This is a genomic window from Bacillus cereus group sp. BfR-BA-01360 (assembly GCF_022663595.1).
Classification (GTDB): Bacteria; Bacillota; Bacilli; order Bacillales; family Bacillaceae_G; genus Bacillus_A; species Bacillus_A cytotoxicus.
In genome coordinates this window covers 196,093-214,071 of the sequence record NZ_JAKUFV010000002.1, presented here as the reverse complement: position 1 = coordinate 214,071, position 17,979 = coordinate 196,093, and the positions used below count along the sequence as shown (strand labels likewise).

Here is a 17,979-nt window from a genome sequence, read left to right as displayed (position 1 = left end):
TCCTTTCCATTCTCAACATTCTGATAGAAAACAATCCCTTTTTCAGTGCCTTCGTAACAGTAAGGTTTTCTTTTTATGTAGATTCGAACTTTGTATAGAAATATTCATATAAATTAAAAAAGCTGTTCTCAATAGAACAGCTTTTAAACGAGCTAACTGTTAAACAACACGTGAAAATGACTCAATTTCACAAACAGAAACTGTTACTCGTACTCCTGCTGCCGTAATATCAGCAGTATGACAATCAACTGATTCAACAGTTCCTTCAATGACTTGACCACTGCTAGTAGTAATTTCTACAGCTACAGATGTACCTCTTAATGCTCTTAATTTACGAACAATTCCAGTTGTGCAGCAACAATCACATTTTAGATTGCTTTCTTTTTTACACTCTTCGAATTTTTTCCAACAATCATCACAATCATGTCTATCATAACCACCGTTTCTGCCTGAACACTTAGATCTTTTCTTTTCATACCAACAATCATCTCGGTAACCCATAATTTCACCCCTTTATTCTTTTACTATAAAATATGCTAACAAGAATAGAGATGATAGAGACAAAGACATAGGGATGAAGAAAACCAACACTTGTCCTATACTCTATTATATAAACAAAAAATGAGCCTCTTATGAAAGAAGCCCATTTTTTTGTTTATATTCGACTCGATTGCAAACCTTGAATGTAAGGAACCACTTCAGGATTGACAAGTGAAGATAAATCTCCTAGTTCTTTACCTAAGTATGCTGCTTTAATAATTCGTCGCATGACTTTAGCGTTTCGCGTTTTTGGTAAATCTTCTACCATGTGAATATCTTTAGGACATAGTGCTTTTCCAATATGAGAATTCACTAAATCCATTAGTTCTTTCTTTAGTTGATCAGTAAAAGATATTCCTTCTTGTAAAACAACAAAACAATGACAAACCTCGCCCTTTACATCATCTGGCACACCAATTGCTGCCGCTTCTACAATATCAGTATGCTTCATAAGAATCGATTCATATTCCGCCGGTCCAATGCGTTTCCCTGCAATATTTAATGTATCGTCAGAGCGCCCTGTAATTATATATTGCTCTCCATCATAAATAACCCAATCGCCATGTACCCATTTATTTTTAAAGCGTGACCAGTATGTATTCACATACCGTTCATCATCTTCCCAAAAACTCTTCGTCATTCCTACCCAAGGTTTTTCTAAGCATAGTTCCCCTACTTCATCCTGAATCGGATTTCCTTGTTCATCTAATACAACTGCTGCCATTCCTGGTAACGCAGCATTAAAACTAACCGGAGCAATGGGCTTTACAAGAACATTTCCAAAAATCCCACCAGAAATTTCTGTTCCACCTGAATAATTACAAATTGGAACTTTTCCTTTCCCAACTGTTTCAAAGAGCCACATCCAAGGGTCTGGGTTCCATGGTTCTCCTGTAGATGCAAAAACTTTTAAACTTTTTAATGAGTGTTGTTTTACATATTCATCACCTTTCGCCATCAATGCTCGAATTAAAGTTGGCGAAATGCCGAGATGTGTAATTTGATATTGATCTACTGTTTCCCATAATCGATCTGCTTTTGGATAATCAGGAACTCCTTCATACATAACCATTGTAGCGCCATTTATAAGAGAACCGAATAATAAAAACGGTCCCATCATCCATCCCATATCAGTTACCCATAGAACACGATTTCCTTGCTTAATATCCATCCCAAATCCGGCATCAAACGCTGCCTTTAAAGGAAATCCGGCATGCGTATGAACCGTTCCTTTCGGTTTTCCCGTTGTACCAGACGTATAAATCAGCATGAGTGGATCATCGCTCTTCATTTCTTCTGCATGCGTAAATGGCTTTTCCTTTTCAAGGATGCTCCACGAAAGGTCATAATTATGAGGTGTAAAATCATTTCCAGCATGGCGAACTATGACAACCTTTTCAACAGTTGGGCATTGTTCACACGCTTTATCCACTTCATCTTTTAAAGAAACAATTTTGCCACGACGTGAGAAGCCATCAGCTGTAATAATCATTTTCGATCCAGCTGCTTGAACTCGTGTCATCACTGCATCTGCTGCAAAACCTGAAAAAATAGGAGAAATAATGGCCCCAATTTTCATAACAGCTAGCATTGCAACGACTGTTTCAGGAATCATTGGCATATAAATCGTTACACGGTCCCCTTTCTCAATTCCTGAATGTTTCAATCCATTTGCTACTTTACTTACCCAATGATCAAGTTCTTCATATGTAAATGACTTTGACGTGCCATTCTCTCCTTCGTACATCAGTGCAGGCTGCATTCTTGTTTCTTCTTCCGCTAGCCAACGGGATAAAGCGGATTCTACAACATTGCAAGTCCCTTCTGTGTACCAATGGGCAAATGGTGTGCCATTTTCTAAATCTAGTACTTCCATATAAGACTTCATCCATTGATAACCAACTGCTTTTTCTGCTTCGCCCCAAAACCATGCCGTTTCTTCGATTGATTTTTTATAAAACACATCATAATCTTCATAACCAAGTTTTTTCATCCATCCATATAAACGCGTTTTTTCTTTATATTCTTCTGTTGGAAACCAAACAGCTTGTTTCAATGTTTTCCCCTCCTTATGTTTTCGAACAAGAAAGCCCTAAATAGGGCTTTCTATACTGGATAAACTGGATGTTTACGATCTGTAAATATTTGATACTTACTCATGTACATATCAAAACGTTTCTTCAGTTCTTCTCGCAAATCATTCGGATGAACGATTCCATCAATCACCATTTCCGATGCCAATCGATAAATGTCAATATCTTGTTTATACTCTTCACGCTTTTCTTCAATAAATGCTGCGCGTTCCTCTTCTGGTAACGCTGCAATTTTTTTGGCATAAACTGCATTCACAGCCGCTTCTGGTCCCATTACCGCAATAGAAGCAGTTGGTAATGCTAAGCAACAATCTGGTTCAAATGCAGGTCCCGCCATCGCATATAGCCCAGCACCGTATGCTTTTCGCACAACAATTGAAATTTTTGGTACCGTAGCTTCGCTCATGGCCGAAATCATTTTCGCACCATGGCGAATAATACCAGCTCTTTCCACTTTCGTACCAATCATAAATCCAGGCACATCAGCGAGGAATAATAACGGAATATGGTAGGCATCACATAAATTAATAAATTTCGCCGCTTTATCGGCAGAGTCATGGAATAACACGCCACCTTTCATGCGCGGTTGATTTGCGATAATTCCTACAGGCTTTCCATCAATACGTGCTAAACCTGTAATTAATTCTTGTGCAAACAGTTTTTTCACTTCAAAGAAGGAACCTTCATCAACAATTCGATTAATTAAATCTTTCATATTAAATGGGGTATTTTGATTCTCTGGAATGATTTGTTCTAACGTTTTTTCGAATTCTTTTGGCTCTTGAGGTGTCGTCATAGGAGTTTTTTCTAAGTAGTTATTTGGGAAGTATGAAATATATTGTCTTGCTTGAGAAATAGCGTCTTCTTCTGTTTTACATAAAACATCGCCACATCCTGATACAGAGCAATGCATACGAGCACCGCCCATTTCTTCTAATGTTACTTTTTCACCAATTACCATTTCGGCCATGCGCGGAGACCCTAAGTACATTGACGCATTTCCTTCCACCATCATCACAACATCACAAAATGCAGGAATGTACGCACCACCAGCTGCTGATGGTCCAAATAGTAAGCAAATTTGCGGCACTTTACCTGACAACTTTACTTGATTATAAAAAATTCTTCCTGCTCCGCGGCGCCCTGGGAACATCTCAACTTGATCAGTAATGCGCGCACCAGCAGAGTCAACGAGATAAAATAAAGGAACTCGTAATTTTTCAGCTGTTTCTTGAATACGTAAAATCTTTTCGACTGTACGAGACCCCCAAGATCCAGCCTTTACTGTTGAATCATTTGCCATTACACATACCGTACGACCATGTATTTTTCCTGTTGCAGTTACAACACCATCTGCTGGTAAGTCTTTCTTTTCACAATTAGCAAATAAAGCATCTTCTACATATTCTCCATTATCAAATAATCGTGCTAGACGCTCCCTGACAAAAAGTTTTCCTTTCGCTTTATTTTGCTCGTGATATTTTGGTGCGCCACCTTGTGTAATTGTTTCAATACGGTCTTCTAATGAATGCAACTGTTGTTTTTGATCTAGCACATTTATTCCCCCTTATAGATTGGTTTACGTTTTTCTTTAAATGCTTGTAACCCTTCTAATCTATCTTTCGTTTGAATAACACCTTCATATGCTTGCTTTTCCATTTGCAATCCGGTATGTAAATCTACTTGAATCCCATTTGAAATCGCTTGTTTTGCTAATCGGACCGCAATCGGGCCGTTGCTAGCAATTCGCTCAGCCATTTCAATCGCTTTCTCTTCAAGAGAATGTTTCGGTACAACAAATTCTACTAAACCATATTCCTTTGCTTCCTGAGCTGAAATACGTCTTCCGGTATATATTAATTCTTTTGCTCTACCGATTCCAATTAATCTTGGTAAACGCTGCGTCCCGCCGGCTCCTGGAATAATTGCAAGGGATGTTTCCGTAAGACCAAGACTTGCTGAATCCGCTGCAATTCTGAAATCACATGCTAAACTTAATTCCGTTCCGCCGCCAAGTGCTATGCCATTTATCGCAGCAATTACAGGTTGCGTTAACTGCTCAACCATATTCATTGTCGAGCGAATCATTCCAACAGCATGACGTACTTGCTCTTCATTCATATTGGCGCGCTCTTTTAAATCTGCACCAGCGCAAAATGCTTTTTCTCCAGCACCTGTTATCATAACAACCCGAACGTTTGCTTCTTCATGAATATGAGTTAATATCGACTGCAATTCTTCTAATAACGCTAAAGATAGAGCATTTGCTTGCCTTTCACGATTTAATGTCAACTTTACGATGTGTGGGGTTACATAATCAACAGAAATGTTTTGTAATTGTAGCATATTCTCACCTACTTATCGTTTTATGTTGAAGCGCTTTATACACATGACTAGGTAATTGAATATTTAGTTTATTTTGAATGAATTGACTAGCTTTCCATAACTTTTCTTCATTTATATTTGTTTGTACACCTAACTTATGAAGCATATGCACGAGGTCATCTGTTGCAACATTTCCTGAAGCTCCTGGTGCATAAGGGCAGCCACCTAAACCACCGCACGAACTATCAAAGGTTATAATTCCGTATTCTAAAGATTTCACGACATTTGCAAGTGCCATTCCATACGTATTATGAAAATGCATAGCAAACTGAGAAGCATCATACTTTTTTAATAAATGCTCTAATACTTGTTCTACTTGAAGGGGATTCGCTACACCGATTGTATCTCCTAGCGAGATTTCATAAATACCATATGAAAAGAGTTGGTTGCATAATTCATCTATTGCTTCTATACTTACATTTCCTTCATATGGGCAACCAAATACAGTAGACACATACCCTCTCACTTTTTTACCAGCAAACTCAGCTTTTTTCGTAATATCTTTTATGACTGCTACTGCTTCTTTCATAGATTTATTAATATTACTTTTATTATGAGATTCACTTGCTGATAAAAAGACATTCACCTCATCAACATCTTGCAAAAGAGCTCGTTCCAAACCATTTTGATTTGGAACAAGCGCAGCATATGTCACATTTGATTCCCTCTTTAGCTCTCTAAATACATCACTTGCATCAGCTAAAGCAGGAACCCACTTTGGGTGAACAAAAGAGGAAACTTCAATGTATGATAATCCTGCTTCTGTTAGTAATTGAATCCATGTTACTTTATCTTTTGTGCCAATGATCTTTTTTTCATTTTGTAGGCCATCTCTTGGCCCAACTTCCTTAATGACAGCAAAATTAGGTAATTTCAATCCATTTCCCCCCCATTTTCACTATTCAATTTCTACTAATACATCTCCCTCATTAACAAAATCACCTTCTTGAACATGTATTTTCATAACTGTTCCAGCTTCTTCTGAAACGATTGGAATTTCCATTTTCATAGATTCTAAAATGACGACATCTTGTTCTTCCTCTACCGGATCTCCTACTCCCACTACAATCTTCCAAACATTACCTGCCATCGATGCATATACTTTTGTCATCATTTTTCCCCCTTTAATAGTGATACATCTTATTTTTTCACAAGTTGTTTTGCTACAAATCCAGTTGTATATACTCCGCTTTGAAATACTTCATCTTCTAACACTTGGAGTAACATCGGTGTATTCGTTTTAATCCCTTCTACTTTCAATTCTTGCAGCGCATTTTGTAATTTTACAATTGCTTCATCACGCGTCTCACCATGTGCAATGATTTTCGCAATCATCGGATCATAAAAAGGTGTAATTGTTACATTATTTTCTAAAAAGTGATCGATGCGCACATGAGTTGGTAACGTTACATTCGTAATTGTTCCTGGTGATGGGAAGAACGTCTTTGGATCTTCTGCATAAATACGCGCTTCAATAGCATGACCATTGCGATTTATTTCTTCCTGCGTAAAGGATAGTTTCTCGCCATAGGCAATGCGAATCTGTTCTTCAACGAGATCCAATCCTGTAATCTCCTCTGTTACTGGGTGTTCTACTTGCAATCTCGTATTCATTTCCAAGAAATAAAAGTTCTTTTGATCATCGACAAGAAATTCAACTGTACCAGCGTTTGTATAACCGAGCGCTTTCGCTGCTTGTACAGCAACTTCTCCCATTTTTTTGCGCGTTTTTTCATCTAAAAACGGAGAAGGTGCCTCCTCTATTACTTTTTGATTTCGGCGCTGGACAGAACATTCACGCTCCCATAAATACACTGTATTCCCATGTGTATCGGCAAGAATTTGAATCTCAATATGATGTGCGTCTGCAATATAGCGCTCTAAATACATTTCACCGTTTCCAAAGAAATTTTGAGCCCTTGTTTTATTACTTTCAAACGCCTTGGTGAGCGTTTGCTCAGTTTCCATCAACTGCATTCCAATGCCTCCGCCTCCAGCGGATGCCTTCAGCATTAACGGATAACCGATTTGTTTTGCAATTTCAAGTGCTTCTTCAGCCGTTTCGATATTTGTTGTAATCCCAGGTACAACTGGAACATTTGCTTCTTGCATTGCCAAACGAGATTCGATTTTACTTCCCATCTTGGCAATGATTTCGTCAGAAGGTCCGATAAATGCAATTCCTTCTTCTTTACACCGAATAGCTAAGGATGGGTTTTCTGATAATAATCCATACCCTGGATGAATGGCTTCAGTATTTGTTTTCTTGGCGATCTCTATAATCTTTTCTAAGTTTAAGTAGCTTTCTTGAACACGTGGCCCACCTACTACGTACGCTTCATCTGCTAATTTGACATGAAGTGCATTTTCATCTGCTTCTGAATAAATCGCAACGGTTTGAATACCAAGTTTTTGACATGTTTTTATAATACGGACTGCAATTTCTCCACGATTTGCAATTAATATTTTTTGAAACATAGTGAGTCCTCCTTTTATCTGCATCCTAAATGTCTAGCAATTACGAGACGTTGAACTTCAGAAGTCCCTTCACCAATTTCCAATAGCTTTGCATCACGTATATGTCGTTCTACCTCATATTCACGCATATATCCATATCCACCATGAATTTGTACTGCTTGATTTGAAATACGACTTGCCGCTTCAGATGCAAACAATTTGGCCATAGCCGCTTCTTTGCCGAAAGGTTTATCATGATCTTTTAACCAAGCTGCTTTATGTACTAAATTTCGCGCTAACTCTATTTCAGTCGCCATATCAGCTAGCTTAAATTGAATCGCTTGAAAATTCGAAATTGCTTTCCCGAATTGCTTACGCTCTTTTGCATATTGAAGTGCACGTTCAAATGCAGACTGTGCAATCCCTACAGCTAATGCTGCTATCGAGATACGACCTCCATCAAGTGTATATAAGAATTGTTTAAAGCCTTTATTCACATCACCGAGTATATTTTCCCTCGGTACACGTACGTCCTCTAATACAATTTCACAAGTGTTAGATGCGCGAACCCCCATCTTATCGTAAGGGCTTGAAATAGTTAGTCCTTCACTAATCGTTGGCACAATGAATGCAGAAATACGTTTTCTACCGTTCTCATCAACACCGTTGACAGCGGTTACAATAATTGTGTTTGCGTATTCCGCGTTTGTAATCCAACATTTCTCACCGTTAATCACATATTCATCGCCATCTAAAATCGCTTTTGTTTGTGTTCCACCTGCATCTGATCCCGCATTCGGTTCCGTTAATCCAAAAGCACCCAATGTTTTCCCTGATGCCATCGGAACTAAATATTTTTGCTTTTGTTCTTCCGTACCGAAGTAATAAATCGGCGAAGCACCTAACGAAATTGTTGCAGCATAACTTAAACCTGTACCACCACAAGCTCGGCCAATTTCTTCAACGGCTAATACGTATGATAATGTATCACCACCAGAACCACCATACTCCTCTGGGAATGGGATGCCTAGCAAACCTAGTTCGCCCATTTTTTGAAATGTTTCATATGGAAATTCTGCTGTCTTATCATGGTAAACAGCCTTCGGAGCAATTTCCTTTTCAGCAAAATCACGTACCATTTCTTTAATCATTTGTTTTTCGCGAGTTAGAGTAAATTCCATTCCGCTACACACCCCTTATCGAATATTGAGTTTCGACAGCGTGCGAGTTTGTACTACAACCATTGCCTTTCAAAAGATACAGAATAGTAGTTAGATAATTGTTATAATTCTGTCATAATTTAATTTTAAAACAGAATCTGTACTTATGCACAAAAAAATTCCTACATTGTTCTACAACAACACGGGAATTTTTTTGTCGAATTATGTGGTTTTCGATACTCTCTTTCTCACAGTCCTTCTGCCAGTACTTCAAAAGAAAGCGTTCCATCATACATGAACCTTGTCAAGGTTAGATTGTTCATGATGTTAAAATCATCGCAAATTACTCAATGAAATTTCATTCTATATATTCATACAACAATCTCATTTTTTCTTTCCCTTATACTTTAAAATACTTAAAAATGCACTCCCATACGTTTGTATTCAATGTATAGCGCGTAATACAAATAGGCAAAAAAATCATTTTCTTCTAATCGATCATCATCTGTTTCCGTTCTTTCTCTTTTTATTGACTATATAATTATAAATAATAATACATAATCTGACTAAAATGGCATACAATCTTTCAATTTGCTTCTTCCGTAAAGTTTTCTATTCAAGTATAATAAAATTCGACAAGCAATCTCCGGCTCAGTTATAATATGCGAAAATTTTTTTGAGTACAACCTTATTAAACAAGTTAGCCCTGTCCTTTTCTTCTGTATAATGGTGTACATCTCTAATTTTATAGCTCGGATGAATATTTTAGTACATTTGCAGACAGTTAGACAAACTTGTTTACAACAAAATCATTCTAAACTGTGCTCACCTAACAATATTCATCTCATACTATTTCATATTCATTCGTAAATTATAAACTACGTTTCTAAATTTAAATACCTTCTAATTCTAGCAAGATCACAGGAATACTCAATTACTAAATGTTGAATGGATAAAATGATTTTTTCAGGGTACAAGTGTGCATGTTTTAGCGTTTCGGTATATTTTTCAAGCCTTTTTTCTAAATACCTTATAATTTGTTCAGGATGATTTACCAACAAACATTGACAATAATAATGAATTTGCTCTTCAATCTCTGTATATTCTTCAATTTCAAATTCTTTATGCATAAGTACACTCCTCTAAACCATTTTTAATATCAACTAAGCCATATCTCCTTAAATAAAACTGATTTTTTAAATTATTTATACTATATCAAAAAAAACCCTCAAAATTTGTTAGTTTATGTAGCGTATCATAAATTTAACAAAATTGTAATGGATACTTGTACTACAAAAGCGTACAGATTTTCGTCAAAATTTTTGGATTGCAATATAATTATATTAAGTTTGATCTTGTATGTTTTTTACACTTTATCCTTTAGCCTTTCACTTTCTTCCAATTCACACTCTGCTGTTTGTAAACAATTATCGTTCCAGAGGGATATAATATCTTGCATGTACCTTTTATCATCAATTACATGCATGAATTGTTTGCATAGTATAGTCATTTTTCCCCTCCATGAATGAAAATGTCATCATAACGTATGGCATTACGAAATAGCAAACGAACTCCAAATTTTGAACATTCAAAAAGTGGCTCCGGCATTGTACCGGAACCATCTTATCATTTATTTTTTATCCCGCTATTTTAGAGTAACTCGATTGGTGATGTCTCATAATGAATCGGGGATGAAACCCCACTGATGAAAGTTTCACTTTATTTCACTAGCTCTTTTGTTTCTCTTAGCACGTCAATAAAGTAACCCCAGTTATTTATAACAGATGAAATGCTAATATGTTCGTCTGGTGTATGAACATTAAAAATATCAGGGCCAAATGAAATCGCATCTAGTTCCGGCATTTTTTGCACAAATACACTGCACTCAATACCAGCATGCACTGCATAAATTTCAACATCTTCGTTATATTTTTCTTTATGCACTTTTTCAAACAGATTGCGAATTGGAGAGTTTGGATTGTATGGCCATTCTGGATATTCAGATTCTTTCTCGAATTGTGCACCAACTAACTCTGCAATGTGCTTAATCTCATTTGTAATATGCTGTTTTAAAGTCCCTACAGAACTTCTCACTTCATTTTTTAATTTAATTTCATTCTGTAATGTTTCAATCACTCCTAGGTTTGTCGAGCTTTCAACAAGTCCTTTAATATCCATACTCATGCTTTGAATACCATTTGGGATTAAGAATAAAGAAGAAATAAGTTGTTTTTGCGTTTCCTTTGCAAATACTTGATTTGCTTTTTCTTCCACTTTTGTTAGGGAAACATGTACATCTGGGTCTACAGCGCGTAGCTCTTCTTGTAGAATACGCGTCCACTCTTCTACTTTCCCTTCTACTGTTTCTATATCGCTTTTAGCGAATAAAATTGTTGCCGCACTTTCACGCGGAATGGCATTTGTTTTTAATCCACCGCGAATATCACTTATATAAAATGACACTTCATTCGATAAATCATAAAGAACTCGTCCTAATACTTTATTCGCATTCCCACGTTGCTTATCAATTTCCATACCAGAATGGCCACCTTTTAGCCCTCCTACATATAGACGATATGTCTCTAATTCTGCTGGTGCTTCATCCCAAATAATAGAGATTGTTTCAACCGCTTTTGCTCCGCCAGCACTGCTTACTAATAGTTTGTGATCCTCTTCAGAATCAATATTAATAAATATCTTTCCATCAAAATGTTTTGGATCAACAGCAAAAGCACCGCCCATTGTTGTTTCTTCCTCTGTTGTAATAACAACTTCAAGGGCAGGATGAGCAATATCTGTTGAATCTAATAATGCTAATGCATATGCAACGGCAATGCCATTATCTGCACCTAAAGTCGTTTCCTTTGCATATAGCATATCACCAACAATTCTAAGCTCAATCGGATCTTTTTCAAAATCATGAACAGTTGCTTCATTCTTTTCACATACCATGTCCATATGCCCTTGTATAATAATAGTCGGCACATTTTCATATCCAGGAGTTGCTGGTTTTTTTATAATGACATTTAACGCTTCATCTTGCACAACCTCTAAATTACGATCTTGTGCAAATTTCACTAAGTAATCACTAATTTCTTTTTCATTTCCAGACCCTCTTGGAATCTTTGAAATTTCTGCAAAATGATAAAATACAGGATGCTTCGTTAATTGTTCTAAAGTAGAATACATGTATAAGCTCCTCTCCTAAATCTATAAATAGAAGTATTTTCCTTACCATTATATCACGTTTCGTTCTTCCGCTTCCTTTTTCATTCTTTTTGACACTATTTAGTTATCAATATTTTATAATATGACGACTTATTTTACGAAATATTGCTATAATTTAAAAATAGAAAGTCTTTCTTTTAGAACAGTAAAAATGAGGTGGAGTGTAATGAGAAGTGAAAAGGAAATGTTCGATTTAATTATAGGATTCGCTCAGCGAGATGAACGAATTCGAGCAGTTTATATGAATGGTTCTAGAACAAACTCCAATATTCCAAAAGATATTTTTCAAGATTATGATATCGTTTATGTCGTGACAGATACAGCCTCTTTTATAGAGGATCAAAGATGGATTACAATGTTTGGCGAGTTACTTATGATGCAAGAGCCAGATAAAAATGATCAATTAAAGAACCCAACAATCGACTTCAAAAATTCCTATGGATATTTAATGCTCTTTACAGATGGAAATCGTATAGATCTTCACATTGAAACAAAATCTGCCATGCTTAAAGACTATGGAAAAGATAAGCTGACAGTCCCATTACTAGATAAAGACAACATTCTACCAACTATCCCTACTCCGACAGATGTTGATTATCACGTCAAAAAAGCAACAGAACTTATGTATATAAGTTGTTGCAATGATTTTTGGTGGTGTTTACAAAACGTTGCAAAGGGCATTTGGCGCGATGAATTACCATACGCGAAACAAATGTTCGAATGTGTTATAAGGGCTAGACTAGACGAAATGGTTTCATGGTGGATTGGTATGAAATATGATTTTCAAATTTCTACAGGGAAAATGGGGAAATACTTTAAAGAATACCTTCCAAAGTCTTATTGGAAAATGTATGAGGAAACATATTCAGATTATCGTTATGAAAACTTTTGGCATTCTATCTTTGTTGCTTGCGAATTATTTAGAATATTAGCAACAAATGTTGCAGATGTCCTATCCTTTACATATCCTACTCGTGACGATCAAAACATGACTACATACTTGAAACAAGTACAAAATTTATCTTCTCATGCCAATACAATCTTTTAAATCTATTTTTACTAACATACCACATGATAAGGAGGACAAAATGAAAATCAATGTACGCGAATTTCACGTAAAAGGACAAACATATAGGATTCGCTCTGCCATACATGCAGATGCTGAAGAATTATCAAAAGTAAGATCACAAATTGACGGTGAAACAGAAAATCTTGACAGAGAACAAGGGGAAGCATTTATAGATACACAAGGATTTGAAAAGTTAATTAAAACAGATACGGAAAGTTCCAAAAATCTATTCTTAGTTGCTATCGTCCAAAATAAAATTGTGGGATTTTCAAGGTGCGAAGGAAGTAACTTAAAACGACTTTCTCATAAAGTCGAATTTGGCGTCTGTGTTTTAAAAGACTATTGGGGCTATCGTATTGGGAAAAACTTATTAAAAGAATCCATCGATTGGGCGGATGCAAATAACATCAAAAAGATCATATTAACTGTTCTTGAAACAAATAAAAAAGCAATCCATCTTTATAAAACATTCGGCTTTCAAACAGAGGGAATTCTTCGAAATGACAAACTCCTTTCTGACGGTCAGTTTTATCATACTGTTATAATGGGAAGATGGAATGGATAAAATATTTTTATCCCGCTATTTTAGGGCAGTAACAGCTTGATTGGTGAGGGCTCATAATCAGCGGGGATGAAGCCCCCCACTGATTAAAGTTTCCCTTTATTTTCTAGTAACTTTTTCTAAATGAGCGCATTAAAATAAAAAACTGAAAGAAATTGTCCTTATACGTTTTCTTTCAGTTTTTTTCCATGGATATATTTTGATGGTTCACGATACATCAGTTTTTCTAACCGATTGATATTTTCTGTTAATGCACCTTTCACAAGAGAGAAATCAATGTTTGGTGCTTCTTTCTGTTCCTTAAAAAATGAAAGATTGTTTTGTTTTGTTTCTTTCATTTCTCCTGCCCCCTTTAATAAAAGACATCATCTCTATCTACCTTTATTATATCTTAAATAGAATTGGAATGCACCGTTATCCTCTTCTTTTCAATTCTTCTTCTAATTCTTCCACTTGCTGCATTGTATCTCCTTTTATTAAAGAAAAATCTGTTGTATCCTCAGCTTCGTCTTTAAAGAAATCATTGCTATATTCTTTTAACACTATAATCACCTCTATGTGATAGTGTAGGAATGTTTCGTTCATTTTATTCAATGTTTGTCCAATTTTATCGAATGTTCGTTAAAAATATGTATAGGAGAAAAGGGCAGAAAATCATCTCTGCCCTTACTTACAAAAGTAACTATGATGTATTGTTAAATTATATACATTTTCAAAGTCACGATCTTGCAAATTATTTTTTTGTCCATCCATAATAATATAAACGTCTTTTATTATTTTCGCTGGTATAATTCCAACATTTTCAATTTGAACTGCTTTTTGCTCATTCAGTTGTTCAATAGATTCGGGTGATACTGTAATACTAAATTGAGATCGAACACCTCGGAAGTTTGTATTTAATTCCTCTTCTGTGACAAATACTACAATTTTCGCACCTATTTTTTCAGCATACGTATCAAGAAAAGCATTTAAACTGCGTGCATACTCAGCATCTGTTTCCCATTCCATCGTACCAAATGCAGCTGGATTTACATTTTGAATAAGTGTTGTATATATTTCTCCTCTTGCTTTTGAAGCAATAAGCGATCGTTTAATCGATTGAACTGTCTTACCAATATCACTAAACTTTGCGCCCCAGATTTCCGAAATATTTGGCGTTAAAATAAATGCAATATCAACAAATACAACCATCGCAACAACCATTAAAATATGTTTCCAGAGGGTTAAATCAATTCCTTTCATCATGAAATACATTGTGACTGATGTAATAAATAAACCATACCACGTCTTTCGAATAAGTTGTTTTCTTTCCTCGTATCGTTCTTCATTTCTCCAATAAAAGAAAATAAGAAATAAAAAAAAGATTACAAGAAAAAACAAGCCAATTCGAACGCTAGTGACAGTCAATCACATCCCCCTCCATTCAAAAACTTCACACGATATCATTACATGCTTCTTTTGTCTTGATTATGACAAAAGACATGGACAACCTTCTAAAACAATTGCTCGCGCATATACTAAGAAGGAAGCCACGTCTTTTAGAGAATGAATCTACATTTTATATGTAGACAAGCCTGTATTTCAACTTTTTCAAAATATTTTTAAAAAGAAATGTGTTTTGGAATAACACCTTCTTGTACTTCACCATCCATATTTAAATAGTAGTGACGGATTGGATGTAAATGCTCATCTAATTCATAAACAAGCGGAATACCAGTAGGAATATTTAATGAAACCACTCCATCATCGGAAAGATGGTCTAAATACTTCACGAGAGAGCGAATCGTATTACCGTGCGATGATATAATGACTTTTTGATTTGAGCATAGCATAGGTGCAATTTCTTTATGCCAAAATTCTAGTACTCTTTTTTCCGTATCCTCTAAGCACTCTGTCAGTGGAAACTCACCTTTTTTTAATCGCTTATATCTTGGATCAGTGACTTCATATCTTGGGTCATCTTCGGCAAGAGCTGGCGGTCTTACATTTGTACTTCGTCTCCAAATATGAACCTGCTCCTCTCCATATTTTTTAGCTGTTTCATCCTTATTTAATCCTTGTAATGCTCCGTAATGTCTTTCATTTAATTTCCATGATTTATGTACAGGAACCCAAGCAAGGTCCATCTCATGAAGAATGATCCATAATGTCCGAATAGCCCTTTTTAATACCGATGTGTATGCAACATCAAATGTATAGCCATTCTTTTTTAATATCGCACCAGCTGTTCGCGCTTCATGTAATCCATTTTCGGATAAATCTACATCTGTCCATCCTGTAAACCGATTTTCTAAATTCCATAAACTTTGTCCGTGTCGAATAAGTACAAGTTTTATCATATTCATTCCCCTTTCGGAAATTGCGATTTAAATTTTGTAAATACGTACACGTCTAAAGGATTTGGTAATGTTTATTTGTATCCATGTACTCTATGATTCACACATAGTTGCCAAAATACACAGATCAATGATCTCATTTATTTTTCATTTACTGGCTCTTTACGTTTGGATGACCATGTATGAAAACCAAGGCGATTCTTGGCTAGTTCATTCATAACTTGGTGCCAATTTTCTTCACATTTCTCACCAAACGTTGTGAAAATATGTCCCATTTGTTCTCTTTGCACATCGCTTAGTTTTTTCTCTAACTCTGCTCCTGCTTGCGTTAGAACAAGTTGTTTTACACGGCGATCATGTTCAGCTTCATTGCTTTCAATCAGTCCCTTCTCAAGAAGTTGACGAAGCGGTCCATGAAGAGCTTGTTTACTAATTTCAAGCAAAGACAACAATTCATTTATACTAAGCTCAGGAAAACGAGCAATAAAAAATAAAATTCGATGATGCACACGCTGAATGCCATACTCTTTTATAATTTCATCTGGTTTTTCAGTAAATGTTTTATATGCAAAATAAAACAATGCCAGTGCCTGATTCATCAGTTCTTCTTTATGGTCTGTCATCTAATTTCCCCCTATATGTAAATTATACCACAATTTTCTTTTTCATAGCTGAATCAACTTTTTTGATTTAATATCCACATCTTATGACGATACATGGAGAGGTTGTCCCAAAAGAGTACTTTCTATCAAACGAAATACCATATATAGGTTCATTACATTATCGCACAAGTATATACAGTACAAAAAAGGCGTCCCATAATTTTAGGAACACCCTCATATTTAACGACTGCGTCTTTTTTGTCCTTGCTTTGTTCCTCTCTTCTTTTGCTTTACTTTATAAGAAGAACTTTGATTTGTTTTTTTCATCCCGTCTTGTTTACCTTTTGAACGATATTGTCCTGCTTTCTGTGGCTTTTTGATCTGTTTCTTTTTGTCATTTGTATTATTTGTTTGCTTAGCAGGTTGTTCAATTTCTTGTCTTTGTAAAGTACTACCGATATACTTTTCGATTTCTTTTAAATACATCTTATCTTTCGGAGCGACAAATGTAATCGCAAGACCGGTTCCTCCAGCACGACCTGTTCGACCAATTCGGTGTATATAGCTCTCTACATCTTCTGGAATATCATAGTTAAATACGTGCGTTACGCCTTCTACATCTAATCCACGAGCCGCAACATCTGTTGCAATTAAATATTGAATTTTTGCTTCGCGGAAGTTTTTCATTACTCTTTCACGTTTCGCCTGCGATAAATCTCCATGCAATTCATCACAATTGTAACCGTACCCTTTTAAAGCAGTAAATAATTTCGTTACGCGGCGCTTTGTCCGGCAAAAAATAACAGCTAAAAATGGCTGGTCACGCTCCATGACATAACGAAGTGCGTCTTGTTTTGCGCGATCTGTCGTTTCAATTACACGCTGCTTTATATTTTCTACAGTGACTTCTGCACTTTGGATTTGAATCACCTGTGGCTCTTTCATATATCGCTTCGCAAGTTTTTTAATATCTTTTGGCATCGTTGCTGAGAATAACATCGTTTGTTTATTCTCAGGTGTTTCTTCTAAAATATGTTCAATATCATATAAGAAACCAAAATGCAGCATTTGATCCGCTTCATCTAATACCACCATAGAAACGTTTGATAACACAATTGTCTCGCGGCGTAAATGATCTAACAAACGCCCCGGTGTTGCTACAACAATATGCGTATTTCCTTTTAATTTTTTTATTTGCTGTTCCACATCTTGTCCACCATATATCGCCAAAACATGAATATCCTGTTTATGGACCAGCATTTTTTTAATTTCAGTTGTAATTTGTAATGCTAGTTCTCGCGTTGGCGCTACGATTAAAGCTTGTATATCACTTGCATTTGGATCAATATTCTCTAAAATCGGTAAAACGAATGCAAGCGTTTTTCCTGTCCCTGTTTTTGCTTGTCCAATTACATCTTTCCCATCCATAATAACAGGAATTGCCTTTTCCTGAATGGGTGTTGCTTCAGCAATTCCATTTTCTCGTAATGTATGTTGAAATGTTTCACTCATTCCAAGTTCTAAAAATTTTTTCAAATCGATCACTT

18 protein-coding genes are annotated in these 17,979 nt (G+C 35.9%); 2 read left to right on the top strand and 16 right to left on the bottom strand.

What is annotated here, in order from left to right; genetic code table 11:
* Window positions 1–159: 159 nt before the first annotated feature.
* The 10 genes from MR056_RS02865 to MR056_RS02820 all read right to left on the bottom strand — a co-directional run bounded on the left by MR056_RS02865 (window position 160) and on the right by MR056_RS02820 (window position 11,824).
* Complete coding sequence (locus MR056_RS02865; RefSeq protein WP_012094298.1) at window positions 160–501, bottom strand: hypothetical protein; 342 nt, start codon at window positions 499–501, stop codon at window positions 160–162.
* Window positions 502–655: 154 nt separating this feature from the next.
* Window positions 656–2,596: an AMP-binding protein gene (locus tag MR056_RS02860; RefSeq protein WP_087098718.1), complete on the bottom strand. Its 1,941-nt coding sequence runs from the start codon at window positions 2,594–2,596 to the stop codon at window positions 656–658.
* Between the two features lie 50 nt (window positions 2,597–2,646).
* The gene (locus MR056_RS02855) at window positions 2,647–4,188 is read right to left on the bottom strand and encodes an acyl-CoA carboxylase subunit beta (protein ID WP_012094296.1); all 1,542 of its coding nucleotides are present in this window, start codon (window positions 4,186–4,188) and stop codon (window positions 2,647–2,649) included.
* Window positions 4,189–4,190: 2 nt separating this feature from the next.
* Entirely contained in the window at window positions 4,191–4,979 is a 789-nt protein-coding gene (locus tag MR056_RS02850) for an enoyl-CoA hydratase (protein WP_087098716.1), read from the bottom strand.
* 4 nt (window positions 4,980–4,983) lie between these two features.
* Window positions 4,984–5,895: a hydroxymethylglutaryl-CoA lyase gene (locus tag MR056_RS02845; protein ID WP_087098714.1), complete on the bottom strand. Its 912-nt coding sequence runs from the start codon at window positions 5,893–5,895 to the stop codon at window positions 4,984–4,986.
* 21 nt (window positions 5,896–5,916) lie between these two features.
* Window positions 5,917–6,132: an acetyl-CoA carboxylase biotin carboxyl carrier protein subunit gene (locus tag MR056_RS02840; protein WP_012094293.1), complete on the bottom strand. Its 216-nt coding sequence runs from the start codon at window positions 6,130–6,132 to the stop codon at window positions 5,917–5,919.
* Between the two features lie 26 nt (window positions 6,133–6,158).
* Entirely contained in the window at window positions 6,159–7,496 is a 1,338-nt protein-coding gene (locus MR056_RS02835) for an acetyl-CoA carboxylase biotin carboxylase subunit (protein WP_012094292.1), read from the bottom strand.
* Window positions 7,497–7,510: 14 nt separating this feature from the next.
* Window positions 7,511–8,656, bottom strand: a complete 1,146-nt coding sequence (locus MR056_RS02830) for an acyl-CoA dehydrogenase (protein ID WP_012094291.1) — start codon at window positions 8,654–8,656, stop codon at window positions 7,511–7,513.
* Between the two features lie 857 nt (window positions 8,657–9,513).
* The gene (locus MR056_RS02825) at window positions 9,514–9,765 is read right to left on the bottom strand and encodes a hypothetical protein (protein ID WP_012094290.1); all 252 of its coding nucleotides are present in this window, start codon (window positions 9,763–9,765) and stop codon (window positions 9,514–9,516) included.
* Window positions 9,766–10,354: 589 nt separating this feature from the next.
* Complete coding sequence (locus tag MR056_RS02820; RefSeq protein ID WP_012094289.1) at window positions 10,355–11,824, bottom strand: aminoacyl-histidine dipeptidase; 1,470 nt, start codon at window positions 11,822–11,824, stop codon at window positions 10,355–10,357.
* Between the two features lie 205 nt (window positions 11,825–12,029).
* On the opposite strand from MR056_RS02820, the gene MR056_RS02815 reads away from it, so the two are divergent.
* Complete coding sequence (locus MR056_RS02815; RefSeq protein ID WP_012094288.1) at window positions 12,030–12,911, top strand: aminoglycoside 6-adenylyltransferase; 882 nt, start codon at window positions 12,030–12,032, stop codon at window positions 12,909–12,911.
* A 40-nt stretch (window positions 12,912–12,951) separates the two neighbouring features.
* Window positions 12,952–13,497 carry a GNAT family N-acetyltransferase gene (locus MR056_RS02810; RefSeq protein WP_087094926.1) on the top strand — a complete coding sequence of 182 codons (546 nt, stop codon included), beginning with the start codon at window positions 12,952–12,954 and terminating at the stop codon, window positions 13,495–13,497.
* Window positions 13,498–13,655: 158 nt separating this feature from the next.
* Here MR056_RS02810 and spoIISB read toward each other — a convergent pair whose 3' ends face one another.
* The 6 genes from spoIISB to MR056_RS02780 form a co-directional block, all read right to left on the bottom strand.
* Window positions 13,656–13,832: a stage II sporulation protein SB gene (gene spoIISB, locus MR056_RS02805; protein ID WP_087094925.1), complete on the bottom strand. Its 177-nt coding sequence runs from the start codon at window positions 13,830–13,832 to the stop codon at window positions 13,656–13,658.
* A 76-nt stretch (window positions 13,833–13,908) separates the two neighbouring features.
* Complete coding sequence (locus tag MR056_RS02800; protein WP_012094285.1) at window positions 13,909–14,037, bottom strand: hypothetical protein; 129 nt, start codon at window positions 14,035–14,037, stop codon at window positions 13,909–13,911.
* A gap of 123 nt (window positions 14,038–14,160) precedes the next feature.
* Entirely contained in the window at window positions 14,161–14,901 is a 741-nt protein-coding gene (locus tag MR056_RS02795) for a type II toxin-antitoxin system SpoIISA family toxin (RefSeq protein WP_012094283.1), read from the bottom strand.
* 194 nt (window positions 14,902–15,095) lie between these two features.
* The gene (gene gpmA, locus MR056_RS02790) at window positions 15,096–15,833 is read right to left on the bottom strand and encodes a 2,3-diphosphoglycerate-dependent phosphoglycerate mutase (protein ID WP_012094282.1); all 738 of its coding nucleotides are present in this window, start codon (window positions 15,831–15,833) and stop codon (window positions 15,096–15,098) included.
* Between the two features lie 137 nt (window positions 15,834–15,970).
* Window positions 15,971–16,453: a MarR family winged helix-turn-helix transcriptional regulator gene (locus MR056_RS02785; RefSeq protein WP_012094281.1), complete on the bottom strand. Its 483-nt coding sequence runs from the start codon at window positions 16,451–16,453 to the stop codon at window positions 15,971–15,973.
* A 219-nt stretch (window positions 16,454–16,672) separates the two neighbouring features.
* The gene (locus tag MR056_RS02780) at window positions 16,673–17,977 is read right to left on the bottom strand and encodes a DEAD/DEAH box helicase (RefSeq protein WP_087098711.1); all 1,305 of its coding nucleotides are present in this window, start codon (window positions 17,975–17,977) and stop codon (window positions 16,673–16,675) included.
* Between the last annotated feature and the right edge of the window lie 2 nt (window positions 17,978–17,979).